Annotated in this window: 16 protein-coding genes and 2 pseudogenes; 13 read left to right on the top strand and 5 right to left on the bottom strand. The window is 60.1% G+C overall.

The genetic code is table 11. From position 1 onward, the window contains the following. Nucleotides 1-17 precede the first annotated feature (17 nt). The 3 genes and pseudogenes from IB245_RS29415 to IB245_RS19470 form a co-directional block, all read left to right on the top strand. Nucleotides 18-1,145 (top strand): annotated as a pseudogene (locus tag IB245_RS29415) (cache domain-containing protein); the annotation flags it as partial. Between the two features lie 324 nt (nucleotides 1,146-1,469). Further along, nucleotides 1,470-2,006: pseudogene (locus IB245_RS29410) on the top strand (methyl-accepting chemotaxis protein); the annotation flags it as partial. A gap of 187 nt (nucleotides 2,007-2,193) precedes the next feature. Beyond that, nucleotides 2,194-3,681, top strand: coding sequence for a xylulokinase (locus IB245_RS19470; protein ID WP_318652975.1), 1,488 nt, complete (start codon nucleotides 2,194-2,196; stop codon nucleotides 3,679-3,681). Here the strand turns inward: IB245_RS19470 and IB245_RS19465 are convergent. After that, complete coding sequence (locus IB245_RS19465; protein ID WP_263864902.1) at nucleotides 3,638-4,621, bottom strand: LysR family transcriptional regulator; 984 nt, start codon at nucleotides 4,619-4,621, stop codon at nucleotides 3,638-3,640. The genes IB245_RS19470 and IB245_RS19465 overlap by 44 nt on opposite strands. A 289-nt stretch (nucleotides 4,622-4,910) precedes the next feature. On the opposite strand from IB245_RS19465, the gene IB245_RS19460 reads away from it, so the two are divergent. The 8 genes from IB245_RS19460 to IB245_RS19425 all read left to right on the top strand — a co-directional run bounded on the left by IB245_RS19460 (nucleotide 4,911) and on the right by IB245_RS19425 (nucleotide 13,057). Continuing rightward, nucleotides 4,911-5,426 carry a flavin reductase family protein gene (locus tag IB245_RS19460; protein WP_192228389.1) on the top strand — a complete coding sequence of 172 codons (516 nt, stop codon included), beginning with the start codon at nucleotides 4,911-4,913 and terminating at the stop codon, nucleotides 5,424-5,426. Between the two features lie 56 nt (nucleotides 5,427-5,482). Beyond that, nucleotides 5,483-6,469 (top strand): ABC transporter permease, encoded by a 987-nt coding sequence (locus IB245_RS19455; RefSeq protein ID WP_008033226.1) that lies wholly within the window; start codon nucleotides 5,483-5,485, stop codon nucleotides 6,467-6,469. A 47-nt stretch (nucleotides 6,470-6,516) separates the two neighbouring features. Beyond that, complete coding sequence (locus tag IB245_RS19450) at nucleotides 6,517-7,467, top strand: sugar ABC transporter substrate-binding protein (protein WP_192228388.1); 951 nt, start codon at nucleotides 6,517-6,519, stop codon at nucleotides 7,465-7,467. Between the two features lie 22 nt (nucleotides 7,468-7,489). Next, nucleotides 7,490-8,989, top strand: a complete 1,500-nt coding sequence (locus IB245_RS19445; RefSeq protein ID WP_192228387.1) for a sugar ABC transporter ATP-binding protein — start codon at nucleotides 7,490-7,492, stop codon at nucleotides 8,987-8,989. Between the two features lie 28 nt (nucleotides 8,990-9,017). Continuing rightward, nucleotides 9,018-9,815, top strand: coding sequence for an SDR family NAD(P)-dependent oxidoreductase (locus tag IB245_RS19440; protein ID WP_192228386.1), 798 nt, complete (start codon nucleotides 9,018-9,020; stop codon nucleotides 9,813-9,815). 184 nt (nucleotides 9,816-9,999) lie between these two features. Next, a complete protein-coding gene (locus IB245_RS19435) occupies nucleotides 10,000-11,103 on the top strand; it encodes an LLM class flavin-dependent oxidoreductase (RefSeq protein WP_192228385.1) in 1,104 nt (367 codons plus the stop codon). A gap of 82 nt (nucleotides 11,104-11,185) precedes the next feature. Further along, nucleotides 11,186-12,073 (top strand): transketolase, encoded by an 888-nt coding sequence (locus IB245_RS19430; RefSeq protein ID WP_192228384.1) that lies wholly within the window; start codon nucleotides 11,186-11,188, stop codon nucleotides 12,071-12,073. Between the two features lie 3 nt (nucleotides 12,074-12,076). Next, nucleotides 12,077-13,057, top strand: a complete 981-nt coding sequence (locus IB245_RS19425) for a transketolase family protein (RefSeq protein WP_192228383.1) — start codon at nucleotides 12,077-12,079, stop codon at nucleotides 13,055-13,057. Nucleotides 13,058-14,358: 1,301 nt separating this feature from the next. Here IB245_RS19425 and IB245_RS19420 read toward each other — a convergent pair. Further along, the gene (locus tag IB245_RS19420) at nucleotides 14,359-15,264 is read right to left on the bottom strand and encodes an NAD-dependent epimerase/dehydratase family protein (RefSeq protein WP_008035828.1); all 906 of its coding nucleotides are present in this window, start codon (nucleotides 15,262-15,264) and stop codon (nucleotides 14,359-14,361) included. 150 nt (nucleotides 15,265-15,414) lie between these two features. On the opposite strand from IB245_RS19420, the gene IB245_RS19415 reads away from it, so the two are divergent. Together IB245_RS19415 and IB245_RS19410 are read left to right on the top strand one after the other, a co-directional pair. Next, on the top strand, nucleotides 15,415-16,338 hold the full coding sequence (locus tag IB245_RS19415) for a LysR family transcriptional regulator (RefSeq protein WP_192228382.1): 924 nt from the start codon (nucleotides 15,415-15,417) through the stop codon (nucleotides 16,336-16,338). 117 nt (nucleotides 16,339-16,455) lie between these two features. Beyond that, nucleotides 16,456-17,238 carry an SDR family NAD(P)-dependent oxidoreductase gene (locus IB245_RS19410; protein ID WP_008043101.1) on the top strand — a complete coding sequence of 261 codons (783 nt, stop codon included), beginning with the start codon at nucleotides 16,456-16,458 and terminating at the stop codon, nucleotides 17,236-17,238. Between the two features lie 29 nt (nucleotides 17,239-17,267). Here the strand turns inward: IB245_RS19410 and IB245_RS19405 are convergent, their stop codons facing one another. From IB245_RS19405 to IB245_RS19395, 3 genes are all read right to left on the bottom strand, one after another. Beyond that, the gene (locus tag IB245_RS19405) at nucleotides 17,268-18,575 is read right to left on the bottom strand and encodes an OprD family porin (protein ID WP_192228381.1); all 1,308 of its coding nucleotides are present in this window, start codon (nucleotides 18,573-18,575) and stop codon (nucleotides 17,268-17,270) included. Nucleotides 18,576-18,655: 80 nt separating this feature from the next. Further along, nucleotides 18,656-19,228: a PPC domain-containing DNA-binding protein gene (locus IB245_RS19400; protein WP_192228380.1), complete on the bottom strand. Its 573-nt coding sequence runs from the start codon at nucleotides 19,226-19,228 to the stop codon at nucleotides 18,656-18,658. A gap of 125 nt (nucleotides 19,229-19,353) precedes the next feature. Then, nucleotides 19,354-20,931, bottom strand: coding sequence for an aldehyde dehydrogenase (NADP(+)) (locus IB245_RS19395; protein ID WP_192228379.1), 1,578 nt, complete (start codon nucleotides 20,929-20,931; stop codon nucleotides 19,354-19,356). Nucleotides 20,932-20,951 lie beyond the last annotated feature (20 nt).

Here is a 20,951-nt window from a genome sequence, read left to right as displayed (position 1 = left end):
GAATCGCGCACTTGAGAATGTCCATGCCTAATCGCTCTCTGCACTTCAAGCTGTTCTGGACGGCCCTGATCGGGACCGTCGTCGTCATGGCGCTGCTGTTGGGCTCCATCGCCTATATCGCTTATGGCTCCTCCGTCAAAGAAACCGCCGCGCTGGTCGACACGGTCGTCAAGGCCAATGCCAAGGAAGTGGAAGTCGAACTGGGTGTCGGTTTTACCGTCGCCGAATCGCTGGCCAGTGTCGCAACGGCCATGCAGCAACAGCACGTTGATCGCAAGACCGCCGATGCCGTGACCCGCCAACTGTTTGAAGCCAATCCGCAACTTTTGGGCCTGGGGCAGTATTGGGAAACCAACGCCTTCGATGGCAAGGACAGCGAATTCGCCAACCAGCCGAATCACGACGCCACCGGCCGTTACCTGACCTACTGGAACCGTGCGAGTGGCTCGGTGAAATCGGAAGCGCTCAGCGGTTATGCCCCGGAAAATGCCGATAACCAGTACTACTATCAGCCGCTGCACAGCCGTCAGCCGTGGGCTTCCGAACCGTTTGCCTACAGCACGGGCAGCGGCCAGAAAGTCATGATGGTGTCGATCATGGCGCCGCTGTTGCAGGGCGGCAAAGCCCTGGGTGTGGCGGGTGTCGATATCCCGCTTGAAAGCATCAATCGCCAACTGGCGAAAATCGATGCCTACAAAGGTTATGGCGCTCTGGTTTCGAGCAACGGCCTGTACGCCAGCCACCCTGATGCGAAGCGTTTGAGCCAGCCGGCCGACGATTTGCCGACAGCTGCCAAAGAGGCGATCAAGGCCGGTCAGCCGTATGACTTCCAGCGCGATGGCTGGGGTTATGTGCTGCAACCGGTGCGCATCGGCAAAGCCCCGAACACTTGGGCGCTGATGGTGGCGTACCCGCTGGCCGAAGCCATGGCGGGCATCAATCAGTTCCTCTGGACCGCCGTCGTCATCGGCCTGGTGGCGCTGTTGGCATTGGCTATCGTGCTCTGGCATTTGCTGGCGTGGCACATTCGTCCGCTGTCCGGCCTGACGGTCGGCATCCAGGCCTGGGGCGGCGAATTGGGCCTGCGATTTGAACAACGCAGCGGCGATGAAACCGGCAAACTGGCGGGCGCGTTCAACCAGTTTATCCAGCGCCTGGGGGATCTGGTGGGGTCGATTCGCCACAGCAGCGGCGCCCTGATGCAGATCTCCAATCACCTGGGCGATACCACTCAGGCCGTTGCCGACCGGGCGACGTCGCAGCACACCGCGACCGAAGAAATGGCCAGCGGCGTCACCGCGCTGGCGCACTCGGTCACCGAGATGTCGCAGCAAGCCGAAGACGTGGAGCAACTGGCGCGCAACACCGAAGAGCTGACCAAGCATATCTCCGGCGATATGAACCAGACCCTGGCCGGGATCACCCACATCGACCAGACCATGGACGACGTTGCCGGCACTGTGGGCGACCTGGAAAAACGCTCGCAGCAGATTGCCGGGATCATCGCGGTGATTCGCAGCATCGCCGACCAGACCAACCTCCTGGCCCTGAACGCTGCAATCGAAGCCGCACGGGCAGGCGAGCAAGGTCGTGGTTTCGCCGTGGTGGCGGACGAAGTGCGGCAACTGGCAGAACGCACCAGCCGCTCGACCGGTGAAATCGGCGAGATGATCGGCGCCATCGGTTCGGATGTGCGCAACACCGTTGCCAACGTCCAGCAAGTCGGCGAAGCGGTGCGTCTGGGCGTGGTGCAACTGACCACCTCGGCGCAAGGTGTTGATCAGATTCGCCAGCATGCCCAGGACATTCTGACGCGCATCAGCGAAGTGGCGCGCCAGACCCAAAGCCAGGCCGCCACCGGTGAGCAATTATCCGTCGCCATCCAGGGTGTCAGCCGGATCTCCGAGCAGAACGATCACGCGATCCGTAGCCTGCTCGATCAGTCGCTGCAATTACGCGATCAGGCCGGGTCTTTGAACCAGCAACTGACGCAATTCAAGGATTGAGAACTGCCTGCAAGAGGCGGCGGTGAAATTTTGCGCCGTCGCCGCTGACCACCGGCGCTCAGGCTTTTTCGCACGGACAGTGGCAGTTAATGCGCAGGGTGTTTGATGACAGTATTCTGTCTGCATAACAATCACCGCTGAATTGTGCGAGCGCCAACCCTTGAAGAGTCGAGCATTGCTGGTTGGGGTGGACATGGGCACCTCAAGCACTCGAGTCGTTGTCATGGACGAAAACGGCCGCAACCTGGGCGCCGCCAGTCGCCCCACACGTTTGTTGAATCCTGCGCGTCAGGTGTTCGAACAGAGCCCTGACGAACTGTATGCCTCGGTCCTGTTGGCGATAAAGGATGCCTTGAGTCAGTCCGACTTCCAGCTCGCGGACGTTGGCGGCCTAGCGATTTGCGGACAGATGGCCGGGATTTCCACCATCGGCCGGGACTGGGAGGCGACCACGCCTTATGACTCGTGGCTGGATCTGCGTTGCGCCAATCAGGTCCCGCGACTGAAGACCTGCGAGCCACAGATCATCCAATGCTCGGGTGGCCCGGTGAGTGCCAATCACGCGGCGAAATGGCTGTATTGGCGCGAGGAGCAACCACACACCTATCGCAAGATCAGCAAGATCATCATGCCGGCCGCGTATGTGGCGGGGCGCATGGCCGACTTGAACAGCGATGCCGCGTTCATGGATTACACCTACCTGGGCTTCAACAGTTTTGCCGACAGCCAGGCGATGCAATGGAACACTTCGCTCATTGAGGCATTCGGCCTTGAGGCCGACCGGCTGCCCACGCTGGTAAAACCCTGGGATCGCATCGGCTCGGTCGGCCCCAGTGCGTCGAGCGTTTGCGGACTGTTGGCCGGCACACCGATTTATGCCGGCTGTGGGGATATCGCCGCCTCGTTGCTGGGCACCAGGGCCTTCACGCCGGGGCAACTGTTCGACATTGCCGGCACCGGTTCAGTGTTGGCGACGTTGCTCGACCACTATGCGGTCGACTCCCAGCACAACACCCTCACCACGTTCCGGCATTGCATCCCCGAGCTGTTTTATTCGATGGCCTACGTCGGTGGGGCCGGCATCAGCCTCAATCGGTTCGGTCTCGATGGCGTCGAATGCCAACAACTCGAACAGCGCGCCGCCGTGCCGTTGGCCGAGCGCAATAAATTATTGTTCTTGCCCCATCTCGGCGGGCGCCATGCACCGTTCGATGCCTCGCTGGCCGGCGCCTTCGTCGGTCTCGACTGGACCCACGACCGCAGCGACCAATACCGGGCGATGCTGGAGTCGATTGCCTACGAATACGCGCGTTTTCTCGGGTGCATGAAAGACATGCAGATCGTTGTCGATCCGGTTGATGTATTCAGTCTGGGCGGCGGGTCCGGCAGCCAGCTGTTTAACCAGATCAAGGCCGACGTGCTGGGCCTGCCTTATCGCAAACCTCCGGCCGCCGAGTACGGTGTGCTCGGCGCAGCGATGTTGGCGGGGCACGGTGCCGGGGTGTTCGCTGATTTGCAGCAGACCGCCACTGATTGGCCGCGTCCGGACGAAACCCTGACCTTGCCCGACGTTTCGAAACAGGCGTTCTATGCCGGCATGCGCAAGGCCTATGAGCGGATGCTGACAAACCTCAAGCCGGTATTTGCCGATCTGCAGGCGGTTTCGCTTCCCTGAGCACGATGGCGTCGGGCGTCGGGCTCAGAATGTGTCGCGACGCGGTGTCGAGGTGCTTGAAGTACTGAACGGCAAACTCCACGAAGGATCTGACCCGTGGCGGCAATTTCTTTCCGCCTTCGGTGAGTAAATGGAACCCCGTGGTAGGGCATTGATAGTCTTCCAGCAGCGGCACCAGCCGCTTGGCCTGAATGTCCTCCGCCACCTCCCAGACCGACTTCCAGATAATTCCCAAGCCTTGAACCGCCCACTGGCGCAGGGTAAAGCCGTCGTTGGCCAGCCGGTTGCCCTTGACCTGAATCGTGGTCGGCACGCCCTTGTTGATGAACTTCCAGCGATCCAGTGCAAAGTCGGCACGCAGTTGCACCAGGCAGTTGTGTTGATGCAGGTCTTCGGGGTGCAGGGGCGTGCCGTGTTGTTCAAGGTACTGCGGCGAACAGCAGACCATTTGCCGGTCCACACCCAGGCTGCGGGCGATCAGCGAGCTGTCCGGCAGGTCGCCGAAACGGATCGCGATGTCCGAGCCGGACTCGACGAAGTCCAGTATCCGGTCAGTGAAAAACAGGCGGATGCTGACATGCGGGTTTTCGCGGATAAACGCATCGACCAATTGGCTGACCCACTGCCGACCCAGGTCGGTCGGGCAGGTCAGGCCGATGGTGCCCAGCAGGTCGCTTTGACCGTTTTTGATGACGCTGTCGAGCGCATCAACCTGTTCGAGAATTTTCAGGGCGTTCTCAAACAGCAACTGCCCTTCGGCGGTGGGGCTCAGGCTGCGGGTGTTGCGCTTGAGCAAGCGCAAACCATAGAACTCCTCCATCGCCTTGAGCCGGCCACTCATGGCCGCTGGCGACAGGCCCATTTGTCGCCCGGCGGTTGAAAGTGACCCGGTCTGCACGACCAGGCGAAACATTCGCATGTCCTGTAATCGATCAACCATGGCAGTTCGTCTCGCGGAAGTTTCTTGTTAGTTGTTCATGAAGTATCGGCCGATTATTCAGTTAAAGCCATATTGTCGGCGGCGTTGATAAGTACGGCCATAAACATGAGAGCCCCTTGGGGCGGGCGTTTCAGGGCACTTGTGAAGGTAATTCAAATGAGTTTGTTGTTGGCTTCACCTTTCGGAATAGTTGAAAAGTCAATTTTTTAAAAGTGAATAGAAAATGCTGGGTGATTGTTAATAATGAATGCCTGCGCTTGATGAGTCACAATAAGAAGAGGGTTTATGTATGCGTGTTCAATATCAAGAGGCCGCCCCAGCGATTGATCTGGCCGGCCAATTCAAATTGGCGATGGGTCGCTTCGCCTCCTCCATAACCCTGATCACCACACTCGATGATGACGGCCACCCCCATGGTCTGGCGGCCACCGCTTTTTCTTCGGTGTCGATGGACCCCGCGTCGGCGCTGATTTGCATCAACCGAAGCGCCAGCGCCTCACCCGTGATCAAACGCTCCGGGCTGTTCTGCGTGAACATGCTGCAAAACAACCACGAACCGATCTGCAAGATTTTCAGTCAGCCGGACCTGCGCGAGCAGCGCTTTGTTGCGGGCGAGTGGCAGACCGGCATGCACGGCATTCGTTACCTGGTCGACGCGCAGGCTGCGATCTTTTGCGAAGTGGTGCAGGAAATCGAACACGGTACACACACCATATTTGTCGGCAACGTCATTGATGTGATTACGCAACCTCTGGAAGAGCCGCTTCTGTATATGGGCGGGCGTTACAGGGAACTTGGGATTTAAACAGTCGTTGTGTCTTGCTCGGTCTTATAACAATTAGATAAGAAGTGGATGTGGGTATGAATAATCAGTTGCTGGTGAAATCGAGACTGTCCGGGTCCATTCCCAAGTGGATCGGACTGGACACCAATGTCGCAGGCCCGATGATCGGCCTTTTATTGTTATGCACGGTATTAACAGTCTTCACCGATAGTTTTCTGACGTTGAGTAACCTGCTCAACGTACTGGATCAAGTCACCGTGCTCGGCATCATGGCGCTGGGCATGACGCTGGTGATTCTCATCGGCGGTATCGACCTGTCCGTGGGCGCGGTGCTCGCGGTGGCGATCATGGTCATGAGCTGGCTCGAACAGGTGCTCGGCTTGCCGATGTGGGTCGCCATGCTCGGTGCGATCGCTGCCGGTGCGGCGTGTGGTTCAACCACGGCGTTGATGGTGGTCAGGGCAGGGTTGCCGTCTTTCATTGCGACGCTGGCAATGATGTCCATCGCTCGCGGGCTGGCCTACATGGTTACTGACGGCGCGCAAGTCAGCGGTTTTCCGGAGTGGTTCAGCAACCTCTCGGTGATTCGCTACGGCGGTGTGCTGTCGCTGACCGTGACCTGCTTCATCGTGCTGGCCCTGGTGTTCTGGTTCGTTCTCAAGTTCACCGTCCCCGGCCGCAGCCTGTACGCCATCGGCGGCAGCAGCAAGGTGGCCAAGCTCGCCGGCATCCGCGTCAAGGGCTACACCAGTGCCGTCTACATCATCTCGGGCATTTGCGCCGCTCTGGGCGGAATCATCATGACCTCGCGCCTGGACACAGCCGGAGCGGGCGCCGGTGTCGGTTATGAGCTGGATGTGATCGCGGCGGTGGTCATCGGTGGCGGCAGCCTCAAGGGCGGCGCCGGCAGCGTGGTCGGCACGATTGTCGGCGTACTGATCATCGGCGTTTTGCGCAACGGCTTGAACCTGGCCGGCATCTCTCCCTTCGTCCAGCAAGTGGTCATCGGCGCGGTGATTGCCTTCGCGGTGATGCTCGATCTGCTCAAGCGCAAAGCTGACTGAACCCCCTGTGGTCGAACCGTCCAACACACAATAAAAAGGATAAAGACATGAACCTCCACGCATTTTCGCGGCGCTTTCTGTGGCTGCCGCTGTTGACCTGCATGATGTCGGCCGGTGTTCACGCCGAGAGTAAACCGGCGGAACAAATCACTGTCGGGATGTCGATCCCGAGCCTGCAATGGGTGTTCTACCTGATGGTCCGTGACGGCGTCATGGAACAGGCCAAGACCCTGGGCATCAAGAACGTGCTGGTGGCCGACGCACAGGCCGATCCCGCCCGCCAGGTCAGCCAGATTCAGGACATGTTGAGCAAGGGCATCGATGTGCTGCTCTATACCGCCACGGGCAGCGCGGCGTCGGCCGTGCCGGTGCGGCTGGCGCGCCAGCAGGGTGTGCCGGTGATCTGCATCGACAATTTCCCGAAGAACGTCGAATGCGATGCCTACATCTCCACCGATAACCTGGCGGCAGCGGGTGAGCTGGCCCGGCAGATGATCGCGCTGACCGGGGGCAAGGCTGAAATCGGCCTGCTCCAGGGCACCTTGGGCGACTCGACGGAAGTGGCTCGGGCCAAGGGCCTGAACGCGGTGCTGTCCCAGGCGCCGGAGATGAAAATCGTCGACCAGAAGCCTACCGACTGGCTACAGGACAACGGCTTCAAAGTCGCCCAGGACATGCTGCAGAAGAACCCGAAGATCAACGTCTTCATCGGGCGTTCCGATGCCCCGGCGCTCGGTGCCGCCCAGGCGGTCAAAGTCGCCAACATCGATCACAAGGTCTGGGTGTTCGGCTACGACGGTTTGCCGTCGGCGCTGGAAGCCATCCGCGACGGCAAACTGGACATGACCATCACCCAGCAAGCGGTGGAAATGGGTCGTACAGCCTTGCGCACTGCGGTGAATCTGCAACAAGGCAAACCGGTCGAGAAGACCCAGCTGCTGCCGGCCTTCGTCACCACCCGGGAAAACGTCGCGGCTTTCCTTGAGCAACATCCTTGAGATCGGCGAAGGAGGGCACGTCATGAAAGCGATCACCAGCGATCAGGCGCCGCTGTTCAGCGCCTGCAACATCGGAAAATCCTTCAACTCGGTCAAGGTGCTGGAGGACATCAGTCTCGATATCGGTTACGGGGAAGTGGTGGCGCTGCTGGGGGAAAACGGTGCGGGCAAATCGACCTTTTCCTCCATCGTCGCCGGAGCGCTGACGCCGTCCAAAGGCACGATGTTCCTCGCCGGCCAGCCCTATGCACCGACCGGTCCGGGGGCGGCGATTGCCCTGGGGATCAACATGATTCATCAGGAGATCCATCTGCTGCCTGACCTGAGCGTGGCCGAGAACGTTTTTCTCGGCCATCTACCGACCCGGGACGGGATCATCGACCGCAAGCACATGTACCGCGAGACAGAAAAACAGCTGCGTCGACTGGGCCTCGATATCTCGCCGGACACCCCTGTGCGCCAGTTGAAAATCGCCGCGCAGCAACTGGTGGAGATTGCCCGGGCACTGACGTTCAATTCGCGGCTGCTGATCCTCGACGAACCGACGGCGGCGCTGGGCAAGGAAGAGACCGACCTGTTGTTCAGGCAGATCGAAGAGTTGAAGAAAGAGGGCGTTTCTTTCATCTACATCAGCCATCGGATGGAGGAGATTGCCAGGATCGCCGACAAGGTGGTGGTCATGCGCGATGGCCACCTCATTGCTCGCCACGAAACCGGAACGGCCGATGTCAGCGTGCTGGTGTCGCAGATGGTCGGACGTTCGATCGAGCGCTTGTTTCCGCAGCTGCCAGCGCCTCGCGAAGAGGTGGTGTTGAATGTCGAACAGCTGTCGGACAAGGCCGGGCGCTTCCACGACATTTCGTTTTCGGTGAAGGCCGGCGAAGTCTTCGGCATCGCGGGCATCGTCGGCGCCGGCCGCACGGAGCTGGTTCAGGCGATTGCCGGGTTGAGTGCGGTGAATCACGGCAAGGTGATGCTGGGTGACCGGCACCTGCCGGCCAACAACGTGCTGGCGGCGATCCGTGCCGGCGTGGTGCTGATCCCCGAAGACCGCAAGTCCGAAGGTGTGGTGCTGAGCCAGACCATTGCCGAAAACCTTGCCTACTGCAATCTCGACAGCCTGAGCTCCTGCGGCGTCATGGCCAATCAGCGGGTGCTGGCGTTTGCCCAGGAGCGCATTGCGACACTGGGGATCAAGGGCGTGGCGGAACAGATGCTCGACAAGTTGTCGGGCGGCAATCAGCAGAAAGTGGTCATCGCGAAATGGATCGCGCGCAACCCGAAAGTGATCATTCTCGATGAGCCGACCCGGGGCATCGACATGGGTGCGCGGGCGGCGATTTACGAGTTGATCATCGAACTGTCGAAGACCGGCGTGTCGGTGATTGTCGTGAGCTCTGACCTTGAAGAAGTCATCGGTTTGTCCCATCGAGTGATGGTCATGGCACGCGGTTGTTCCCAAGGGATTTTGCACCGACCGCAGATCGCGCCCGACACCATCATGACCCTGGCCACCGCTTGATAACGGGCTGTCACTGAGGAGCTCCATCATGTCTACCCCGTATCAACCGCTACCTTACCGGCCCTTTGCCGAGTTGCTCGACTTGCGCGGTAAAACCGCCGTCGTCACCGGCGGTGGCAGTGGCATCGGGTTCGCCATCAGCCAACGGCTGGCCGAAGCCGGGGCCAACGTGCTGATCGGCAGCCTGGCGCCGGAGCGTTGCCATGAACTGATCGAAGCCGGTTTTGCCGTTTCGTTCCTGGCCACCGACGTCTGTCGTCCCGCCGACATCCAGGGCCTGGCAGACACTGCCATCGAGCGATACGGCCGCCTCGATATCTGGATCAACAACGCAGGCGTTTATCCGCTCAAGGCCGTTGACGACATTGATCCAGGTTTCTGGGATGAACTCCACGCCATCAATACGCGTGCGGTGTTTCTGGGGGCACAGGCCGCTCAACGGCAGATGCGCAAACAGGCGAGTGCCGGGGCGATCGTCAATCTGTCGTCGATTTGCGGTCACCGGCCGATGGCCAATCACTGCACCTACGACGCGTCAAAAGGCGCGGTGCTGGCGATGACACGAAGCCTGGCCAAGGACCTGAGCGCCTTCAACATTCGCGTCAACTCGGTATCCCCCGGGCTGACGGCAACGCCAGGCAATCTGGAGCCGGAGCTGCTGGCGCAACACCGACAGAACAACGTGTTGAACAACATTGCACTGGGGCGGCCGGCAGAGCCCTTCGAGATCGCCAATGCGGTGCTGTTTCTGGTGTCGCCACTGGCCTCCTACGTGACGGGTATCGATCTGTTGGTGGACGGCGGCTGGTTACTGCACGGCAGTTGAAAAGGCGCGGCTGATTGCGCTTGCTCAAGCCGATCGCCGCGAAAAATTGAACGCATCCCTTGAACGTTGCGACTTGCAGCGCCGGCACTGGCACGCCTGCAAAACGAGCGCACGTCCTGAAAGCGGTGTGCTGCGCATAGAAATCAAGCAGCGCACCGGTCACTGAAAACAGCAGGAGAACGACATGAAACTTGCCATGTTCATGCAGCCCCTTCATCACAAGGGCTGGGATTATCACGAGATGTACGATCAGGATATTGCCTGCGCCGTCCACGCCGACGCCGTCGGTTTTGATGAGCTTTGGGTCGGCGAGCACACCTCGCAACGCACGGAGCCGGTGACCAATGCCCTGCAATTCATGTCCGCCCTGATTCCGCTGACCCGGCGCATGAAATTGTGCACCGGGGTGCTGAACCTGCCGCATCATTTTCCGGCGCGGATTGCCGCCGACGCCGCGATGTTCGATCACATGTCCAAGGGCCGTTTCATCATGGGCATCGGCCCGGGCGGCCTGGCCTCGGATTTCGAGGTGTTCGGCAGCAACGGCAAGGACCGTGGGCAGATGATGGTCGAATGCTACGAGATGATCCGCGCCATCTGGAACTCAAGTGCCCCTTACGAGTTTTCCTCGGAGCACTTCCAGGTCAGCCTCAAGGACTCGGTGAATCACGAGCTGGAAATCGGTTACATGCCGACGCCGTTCCAGAAGCCGTTCCCACGGGTTGCAACCACGGCCATGAGCCCGTTTTCCGGAACGGCGAAACTGGCCGGGGCCAAAGACTGGGACCTGATGTCGGCCAACTTCAACCCGACGGCGACCGTGGCCTCCCATTGGCTGGCTTACTGCCAGGGCGCCGAAAGTGCCGGGGTCAAGGCCGATGCGAACAACTGGCGCGTGGCCCGTTCGGTGTTCGTCGCCGACTCCCAGGCCCAAGCCGAAGACTACCTGGCGCAAGACAGCTGCACCTTGCGCCGTTACTTCGATTACATGATCGATAACCTGTCCTCCAACAACTACACCAAGATCTTCAAGACCCGCCCCGACATGACCGATGCGGAAGTGACGGTCGATCACTGCATCAAGGAAATGGTGATTTACGGCGACGTGAATTCCGTGACCGAACAACTGGTCGCGTTCAGTGAGCAGACCGGGCCGTTCGGCACCTTGATGACCGCCTTCCACGAGTGGGATGACGAAGCACTGTGGCGGCGCTCGATGGAGCTGACGGCGCAGCAGGTCATGCCCCGTCTGAACGACTACATGACACCGCGTTTGAAAGCGCAGTAATCGCCTTGTCGCGATTGCGTGCGTGTGTACGGCCACGTCCCGGATGTGGCCGCAACTTTGGTAATGCGCCTGGACACTACACATGACTGATTTGACAAGACAGGACCTGCGCGAAGGTGATCGCGCGTTCGAACTGACCGCCACTGAACTGGCTCGCCTGCGGGAAAAAGCCCAGTTCATTCGCCTGGAAACCATCCGGCTGATCGAGATCGCCAAGGTCGGTCACTACACCTCGGTTTTTTCCGCCGCCGAGTTGTTCGCCGCGCTGTATTACGACGTGATGGACTTGCGGTTTGGCGAACCGAAATGGCCTGATCGAGACCGCTTCATGATGGGCAAGGGGCATGCGGCGGTCGGCCTGTTTCCGGTGCTGGTGGAGTGGGGCTTCTTTGCGAAAGAGATCCTCGATAACTACACGCGCCTCGGTAACCCGCTGGGCGATCACCCCGACATGCGCAAAGTGCCGGGCGTGGATTTCTCCTCCGGTTCCATCGGGCACGCCTTGTCCGGCGGCCTGGGCATGGCATTGGCCGGGCGCATGCTCGGCAAGTCGTTCACCACCTACGTGATGCTCGGCGACGGTGAAATGCAGGAAGGGCAGGTCTGGGAAGCGGCGCTGGGAGCGGCTCACCATAAAGTCCACAACCTGGTGGCGATCATCGACCGTAACGGCTACCAGCTCGACGGCAATGTCGACGACGTCATCGGCATCGAACCGCTGGCGGACAAATGGATCGCCTTCGGTTGGGAAACCCACGTGGTCGACGGGCATGACCTGGCGGCGGTCACCCGCCTGTTGCGTCGCCTCAAGGCTGATACCACTCGCACGCAGCCGGTCTGCATCATCGCCAACACGGTGAAAGGCAAGGGCGTTTCCTACATGGAAACCGAGCCTGGCTGGCACCTCGGTTATCTCGATCCGAAAGATGCGCAACGTGCTATCGACGAAATCAAAAGCAAGGTGATTTAACTCATGAATACCGCACCTCTGTCGAACAACTCCTGGCAGTACCGGGAACTGAACAGCCAGACACCCAGCTTGAATGCCTTGTCCGATGCGCTGATCGAACTGGTCGAGCAGGGCGAGCCGATTGTCGCCGGCACCGCTGACTTGCAGTACTCCAACGGCCTGTCGAAATTTGCGCAGCTGCACCCGGAGCGCTTCGTGCAATTCGGGATTTCCGAGCAAAACATGGTGTCGGCGGCAGCCGGCATGGCGGCGGTGGGCATGAAGCCGTTTGTGGCGACGTTTGCCTCGTTTCTGCCGTTGCTGTGCTGCGAGCAGATCCGCATGGACGTGGCGTACTCCGCGTTGCCGGTACGTTTGATCGGTCACCATGCGGGGATTTCCCTGGGCTTTTACGGCACCTCGCACCATGCCACTGAAGACCTGGCGATCATGCGTTCGATTGCCGACATCACAGTGGTCGCTCCGGCGGACGGCAATCAGCTCAAGGCGGCCATTCTGGCGTCGGCCAACTACCCGCAACCGATCTATTTCCGCATTCAGCGCGGGCGTGATCCGGTGGTGTATGACACCGTTCCGGACTTTGTCTTCGGCAAAGCCACTGTGCACTTGACGGGCGATGAACTGACGATTATTGCCACCGGCTCCACGGTTCACCCGGCCCTTGAAGCAGCTCGGGCGTTGAATGCCGCAGGGCGTTCGGTGGGGGTGATCGACATGACGACCATCAAGCCGTTGGACCGTGAGGCGGTGCTGACTGCGGCGCGCAATAGCCGGGCGATTCTGACGGTGGAAGAGCACAACATCATCGGCGGCTTGGGTGGGGCGGTGTGTGAGGTGATTGCGGAAGAGGGCGTTGGGGTCAAAGTGCGGCGGCATGGCATTTACGACGAGTACAGCCTGATTGCGCCGCCGACTCATCTTTATCGGCATTACCGGCTTGATGCGGCCGGGATTGAAAGTGTGGCGCTGGAAGTGCTGGGTTGATTGCGGTTTTTTGCTGACTGATTGAGGCGGCTTTTGGTGAGGTCGCCTGAGGTTTTTCCCTTTGGGCGTTATGGGCCTGTACGTGTGACCGGGGTGTTCATTGACGAGCGCGCTGGTTGCACGTTTTTTTTTGCTTGGTGTTTGTGTACATATCCGTTTCTGCGATAACGGCCGCTAATGGTTTCGCTTTTACAGCGAGTCACTTGGAAGAGCCCCAAGTAACCAAGGGCTCTTGCCCCTTTCGTTCGGTGCCTCGCCATGGCTCGGCATGCCCTCGCTCCGGTCCTGCTCCGTGGGCCCGCCGCGATCGGCCATCCCTGGCCGTGCGCGGCTAACCCGGCATCCATGCCGGGTTGCCCACTACGAAGAACCTGCGCTCGGCCTCTCGAGGGGGCGTGTACCTCAAGATCAAAAGCGGAAGGCGAGCTAACGCTCGGCCTGATGAGTGGTGGGAATCAAAAGCGCACACGATTCCCTGTAGGAGCGAGGCTTGCCCGCGAAAAACGACCGGACAACGCGTTCATTCAGACAGCCCGCGTTATCGTTGACGTCCATCGCCAGCAAGCTGGCTCCTACAAGGGAAATGCGTATGCGTTTGGATAAATACGATCAACTGTAGGAGCCGGCTTGCTGGCGATAGCGTCTGTCCAGCCAATACATACGTTGACTGATCCACCGCTATCGCCAGCAAGCCGGCTCCTACAGGAAATCCGTAACGTGCGCGCCTTTCGAGGGGGGACGACTACGGCAACAGCAATGCGAGGTGGCCTGCCAGCCGATCTGGCTCTTCAACCGTACGTACACTCCCGTACTGTGGTGGCCACACTAATTTCGGACATTTACGCGTTCCCCCTGTAGGAGCCTGCTTGCTGGCGATAGCGTCTGTCCAGCCAATACACACGTTGACTGTTCCACCGCCATCGCCAGCAAGCCGGCTCCTACAGGGAATCGCGTACGCTTTCGCTTCTCACCACTCATCAGGTCGAGCGTTAGCTCGCCTTCAGCTTTTGATCTGAGCGCCCCCTCGAGAGGCCGAGTGGAGGTTCTGCGCAGTGGGCAACCCGGCATGGATGCCGGGTTAGCCGCCCCCGGCCATGGATGGCCGATGGCGGCGTGCCCACGGAGCAGGACCGGAGCGAGGGCATGGCGAGCCACAGCGAGGCACCGAACGAAAGGGGCAAGAGCCCTTGGTTACTTGGGGCTCTTCCAAGTGACTCGCCGTAAGGGCGAAACCAAAAGCCGCCGTTACCGAAGAAACGGATATATACACAACTAAAAGCATCACAACATAAAGCGAACAATCACCACTGCACACCGCTAGTCTCGATCCACTGCTGAATCGACTCCCGCTTCGGCGCCCAGCCCAGCAACACACGAGCATTGACCGCACGCACACGGCTATTCGAACCAATGGCAAAGCGCGCCCAATCCCCCAGCTCGGCAATCGCCTCATCCGCCGGCCAGCTCTGAATCGCCCCGCCAAAACCCAACGACTTGCTGATCGACGTCGCAATCTCGATAAACGAAGCCTCGCCATTCTCGGCAAAGAATAACGAAGCAGAAGGCGCCTTCTCGATAGCCAGACGATACAACTCCGCCAGGTCCTCGATGTGCACGTTGGACCAGCGATGCACCCCGGCCCCCATATAAGCTCCCGCGCCATACTTGCGCGATTGAGCGAACAGTTTCGGCAGTTGATCGCTTTTCGCCGGCACGCCCAACGTCTCGCCATAAATCATGGTCGGGCAGAACACGATGCTGCGAATACCCAGCTCAACGCCGGCATTACGCACCAGCTGATTGATCTCGACCCGGTCCTTGCGGATGTCCATCGGTGTGAACGGCGTTTCATCGGTGAAGATATCCGGGCGTTCATAGGCGCCGCGAGCATCATCACCGACCACGCTCGAACCCGAGGTGTGCAACAGCACTTTTCCGCTGCCGCTCAGGGCGCTGATAAACGTTTCCACCGAAGCACGATGGTCGGAGTTGGCGGCGTTGACCACCGCGTCGGCAGCGCGCGCCTGTTCGCTGAGAATATAAGCATCATCGAGGGTGCCGAGTACCGGGGTGATGCCCAGTGCCTGCAACGCTGCGCGGTGTTCCGGGTTACGCACCAGGCCGCTGACTTCATGGCCCGCATCCACCAGGTATTTGGCCACGGAACCGCCGATGTAACCGGTCACGCCGGTAACGAAAATTTTCAATGGATTATCTCCCTTGCATCTTTGAGTTATGCCCGGCCTCGCATTAAATGGAAGGCGCAGGTATTCCTGGTCAAGGAATCCGGTCACGATACGACCCACTCCGTATATGAGCTAGACTGCTGGAACTACAAGTATCTGTGAATCAAGTTCATGCTAACGATCAAAGACATCAACCGCTCCGGCGAGATGGAAGTGTTCACCCGGGTCGTCAACGCAGGCACCTTCTCTGAAGCCGCACGACGCCTGGACATGTCGCCCTCGGCGGTCAGCAAACTGATTGCGCGACTTGAGGCGCGCTTGGGTGCGCGCTTGTTGCATCGTTCGACGCGGCGTCTGGAGCTCACGGCGGAAGGCGAGCGGTTCAACAACGAATGCCTGCGGATTCTTGAACTGATCGATTCCGCCGAGCGAGATATCGCCAACGTGACCCGGCCCAGCGGGCTGATTCAGGTCAACGCCAACCTGCCGTTCGGTCTGCATTGCCTGCTGCCGCTGCTGCCGGATTTTCTTGCGGCCTACCCGGACATCACACTGAACGTCGAGCTGACCGACACCGTGGTGGACCTGCTGGAGCGACGCGCGGACGTCGCGATCCGCACCGGCCCGATGAGAGAGTCGAGCCTGGTTCAGCGCCGTTTGGGTGAAAGCCGCAAGATCACCGTGGCCTCACCGGGTTACCTCGCCCGCTGGGGGCAGCCGAAAACCCTGGAGGAGTTGCAGCGGCATAACCGCCTCAGTTTTGGTTTTCATCGCCATTCCCAGGCCTGGGTTTTTCGCGGCGCTGACGGTCAACGTATCGAAATCGAGCCCAAGGGCAATGTCCTGCTCAGTGACGGCGAGAGCATGCGTCAGTCGGCGCTGGCCGGATTAGGGATCGCCCGGCTGGCGAATTTCCACATCAGCGCCGACATCGAAGCGGGACGCCTGATACCGCTGCTGGAGGCATTCGACAGTGGTGAAACCGAAGCGATTCACGCCGTGTTCATCGGCCCGGGACAGCAATTGCCCCATCGCGTACGGGTGTTTATTGATTTTCTGCTGGAACGAATCGGGCCGCAGTTGACCTCGCCCTGATTGCAACACAACCCCGCGGTTTCGGTTTTTTGCTGAATCAGTCTTCAGCAACCCTTGAAAGTCTTCACGCCAGGCCTGGGGCATGATTGTCCGTATAACAACAAACCAGGGGTGTTCATGGACTATCAACTGACTGGAAAAACCGCGCTGATCACCGGCGGCGCGACGGGGATCGGCAAGGCCATTGCCCAGCGTTTCATCCTTGAAGGTGCCAACGTGGTCATCAGCGGGCTGCTGGCGGAAGAGGTCGACGCAGCCGTCGCAGAACTGGGTGAACGCAGCAAAGGCCTGGTGGCAGACTTGACCCAGGAAGGCGCGGCGGAACGTCTGGTGGCCTTGGCCCTTGAGTCCGGGCCGATTGATTTCCTGATCAACAATGTCGGCATCTTCGAAGTCCGGGACTTTTTCGAAACGGACGACGCCCAGTGGTTTCATTACTTCAACGTCAATGTCATGAGCGGTGTGCGCATGACGCGGCTGGTCATGAAGCAGATGCTCGAACGCGGGCACGGTTCGATTGTGTTTATCAGCAGTGAATCCGCGGTCAAGCCACAGCCATGGATGGTTCATTACGGCGCGATGAAAACCTGCCTGCTGGGGATTTCCAGAGCGTTGGCCGAACTCACCAAAGGCACCGCCGTGCGGGTCAACTCGATCCTGCCGGGGCCGACCTACACCGAGGCGGTCAAGCGTTACCACCGCGAAATCGCTGCCGAGAAAGGCATCACCCCGCAGCAGGTGGTCCACGATTACTTTGACGATACCGAACCGACGTCGTTGATCCGGCGCATGATCGAGCCTGAAGAAGTGGCCTGCAGCGTGCTGCACCTGGCGGCGTCACCGGCGCTCAATGGCATGGCCATGCGCGTCGAGGGCGGCACCATTCGCTCGATACTATAAGCGGTCGCATCCCTGCGAACCGGTACACGTTAAAGCAGCGGAATGCTGTAGTTCACGATCAAACGGTTCTGATCCTGATCACGGCTCGCTTCGCTGTTGGACTTGCCGTTGCGCCAGCCAAACCCGACTCCTTTGAGCGCGCCGGATTGAATCGTGTAGTCCAGGCCGAAATCCCGTTCCCATTCCTTCTGGGTGTCGCCGGTGACGGTCTTGATGTTATCGCCGCTGAGGTAGATGACCGAAGCCTTCAAACCAGGCACACCCACACCGCCAAAGTCATACGCATACTGACCGAAAGACGTGCGTTCGCCCGCGCGGGTGAAGGTCTGGATCAGGCGGTCGGTGTACAGGTACAGGCTGGCGCCGCCGGCACCTTTATCGGGCAGGTTGCCCTGGCTGAGCTGGGTGAAGTTGCTTCCGCTGGAAACGCTTTGATAACCGGCGGTGAGTGCATGGGCACCGACGGTGTAGATCAGTGCGGCGCTCCAGGTCCGGTTGTCGATTTCGCCATCGGCGCCTTCGGTGTAGCCGCTGATTCGGTAGCCTGAGGTGCCCGAACTGTTGGCACCGGACGAATCGGTCTTGAAGTAGCGCAGGTCGGTTTTCAGCGATTGATTGTCCGAGATCGCCAGCGTGTGCAACAGGCCGAAAAACTGCTGGGTGTAATAGTTATCGAGGTTGGCGTAGTAATACTGGGCGGTCAGGTCCTTGGTGATTTTCCAGTCGCCGCCAGCGAAGTCGAAGGCGTTGCTTTCACGGGTGCCGCCGGTGGCCGCCAGGCCTGTCCGGTCGCTTGAGCCACGGCCCGTCGCATGTTCGATGCGACCACCTGTGAGGGTCAGGTCCTTGAACTCGCTGGAAGTGATCTGGCCGCCGTCGAATGTCTGTGGCAGCAGGCGCCCGTCGTTGGACACCAGGATCGGCAGTTTCGGCATCAGCGTGCCCAGGCGCAGCTCGGTTTTCGAGACCTTGACCTTGCCGGTCAACCCCAGCCGGCTCCATTCATCGACGGCGCTGTTGTCGCTGTCCGACGGAATCATGCTGCTGCCGACGTGGCGTCCTTTGCCGCTGTCCAGCGTGATCCCCATCAGCCCGAGCGCATCGACACCAAAGCCGACCATGCCGTCGGTGTAACCCGACTTGAAGTCGAGCATGAAACCCTGCGCCCATTCCTCGGTTTTCGACGGCGCGGCCGGGCCGTCGCGGTTGTCGTTGTTGAAGTAGAAATTCCTCATCCCCAGGGTTGCCTTGCTGTCACTCAGGAAATCGGCGTGGGCCTGGGTGCTCAGTGCAATGGCGCCCAGCGCCAGGGTTACAACGGTGTTCTTGTTGCTCATGTAAATCGCCCCTTTTTTTTGTAGTTTTTGAATTCAGGAGGGTGGCTCCCGCCATGACAGGCGGGAGCGTGATGCCTGGATCAGATACCCAGCACGTTGGCGCCGATGCATGGGTCAATGCCGCGCTCAAGGCGACGCTGGTGAACGATCACGGTGATTTCCATCGAGCCGGTGGTGACTTCGAAGTCGAGGATGTGGCCGCCATACGCCTGGAACGTGGCGTCACCGGCCACGCCGTGCATATGGATCGAAGGCTGATCGTTTTTCCACGCGACCGAGCCGGTGATGCTCGCCATCTCGACACCGTTCAAGAGCTTGGCGTCGAAGTCCTTCTTGTCCTTGTTCCAGAAACCGAACTTGACGTTGCCGAAGCCGATACCGGTGATGGACGCGCTGGGGATTTTCTCGGCGATGGCCAGTTTGGTCAGCTCCTTGAACGCGTTGTCGCCCGTGCGCAGGACCATGAGGTAACCGGTGGGGGTTTTGGTGTAGCGCGGTGTGGCTTCAGTGGGGCATTGCATCGGCGCGGTCGTCGCGGTGGGAGTGGTTTCGGCAAAGGCCAATTGAGCACCTGCAATGTTGATCATCACGGCGGCGGACACGGCCAGCATCAGTTTGCACAGGTGTTGTTTCGGGTGACGTTGGACTTGCATGAGACTTCCTCTGTTTTTGTTGTTGTGTGGGTGTTGCGGTTTTCGGGACGAGCGAATCCGACGCCTGTAGTTCAACAGGCGCGGAAGTTGTCGCTAAACGTGGGTGTTAGTTGAAGCCGTGTGACTTACAGCGCATCGCGGCTGCTGACGCCGTCAACCAGTCGGGCGATGTCCAGCGGGTTGCTGTTTTTCAGGGCCTCCGGCAACAGGCTGTCGGGGCAATTCTGGTAACACACCGGCCGCAGGAAACGATCGATCGCCAAGGTTCCGACCGAGGTGCCGCGTGCATCCGACGTCGCCGGGTAAGGGCCGCCATGCACCATGGCGTCGCAGACTTCCACGCCAGTGGGATAACCGTTGAACAGCACGCGCCCGACTTTCTGTTCCAGCAGGGCCAGTACATCGCCGAGGGTATCGAGCTCCGAATCCTCGGTAATCAGCGTGGCGGTCAACTGCCCGCGCAAACCGTGCAATGCCTGCATCAACTCGGTGTGGTCGGCGACTTCAACGACGAGGGTGGTCGGGCCGAACACTTCTTCCTGAAGCAACTCATCGCCATTGATCAGCAGGCTCGCATCGGCCTTGAACACTTGTGGCCGTGCCTGATTGCCCTGTTGCTCGCTGCCGGCCAGGTGCGTGATGCCGAGGTGAGCGCGCAGGTTGTCGAGGCCATGGCAATAGCTTTTCAAGGCGCCGGCGTTGAGCATCGTTTGCGCCGGTTGTTCGCTCATCAATCCGGTAAACCGGTCGAGGAAAGCCGTGAATTCCGCCGAACGAATGCCCAGCACCAAACCGGGATTGGTGCAGAACTGGCCCGCACCCAACACCACGGAAGCGCTCAGCTCGGCGGCGATTTTTTCACCGCGTGCCTTGAGTGCTTCGGGCATCAGCAACACCGGGTTGATGCTGCTCATCTCGGCGAACACCGGGATCGGCTGAGGGCGCGCCGCCGCCATGTCACACAAGGCGCGACCGCCACGCAACGAACCGGTGAAGCCGACCGCCTGAATGGCCGGATGCTTGACCAGCGCTTCGCCGACGCTGCCGTAGAGCAGGTTGAACACGCCTGCGGGCATTCCGGTTTTGCGCGCTGCACGGGTGATCGCATCGGCGACGTAATCGGCAGTTGCCATGTGGCCGCTGTGGGCCTTGAACACCACCGGGCAACCGGCGGCGAGGGCGGAAGCGGTGTCGCCGCCGGCAGTGGAGAAGGCCAGCGGAAAGTTGCTGGCGCCGAACACGGCGACCGGACCGAGCCCAGTGCGGTACTGACGCAGGTCGGGACGCGGCAGTGGCTGACGGTCCGGCAGCGCACGGTCGATGCGCGCACCGTAGAAATCACCCCGGCGCAGCATCGTGGCGAACAGGCGCATCTGGCCGCTGGTGCGTGCCCGTTCACCTTGAATGCGCCCGGCGGGCAGGGCGGTTTCCTGGCACACTAGGGCGATGAACGTGTCATCCAGTGCATCGAGTTCTGCGGCGATGGCATCGAGGAACCCGGCGCGGCGGGCGGCTGACAGGTTACGGAAAGTCGGGTACGCCGTGGCCGCGGCTTCTGCAGCGGCATTCACTTCCTCGGTTGTCGCCTGATGGAAGCGATAGGGCAGTGCTTCGCCAGTGCTGGCGTCGTGGCTTTGCAGGGTGCTCGTGCCGTTGGCCGAGCGCGTGCCGGCGATGTAGTTGTGGCCTGAAACTTCAAACATGTTGGACTCCTGATGAGCTG

It is taken from the genome of Pseudomonas sp. PDM02 (assembly GCF_014852285.1).
Classification (GTDB): Bacteria; Pseudomonadota; Gammaproteobacteria; order Pseudomonadales; family Pseudomonadaceae; genus Aquipseudomonas; species Aquipseudomonas migulae.
Note: the sequence above shows the minus strand (reverse complement) of the source record. Positions and strands in the feature narration are given on the sequence as shown.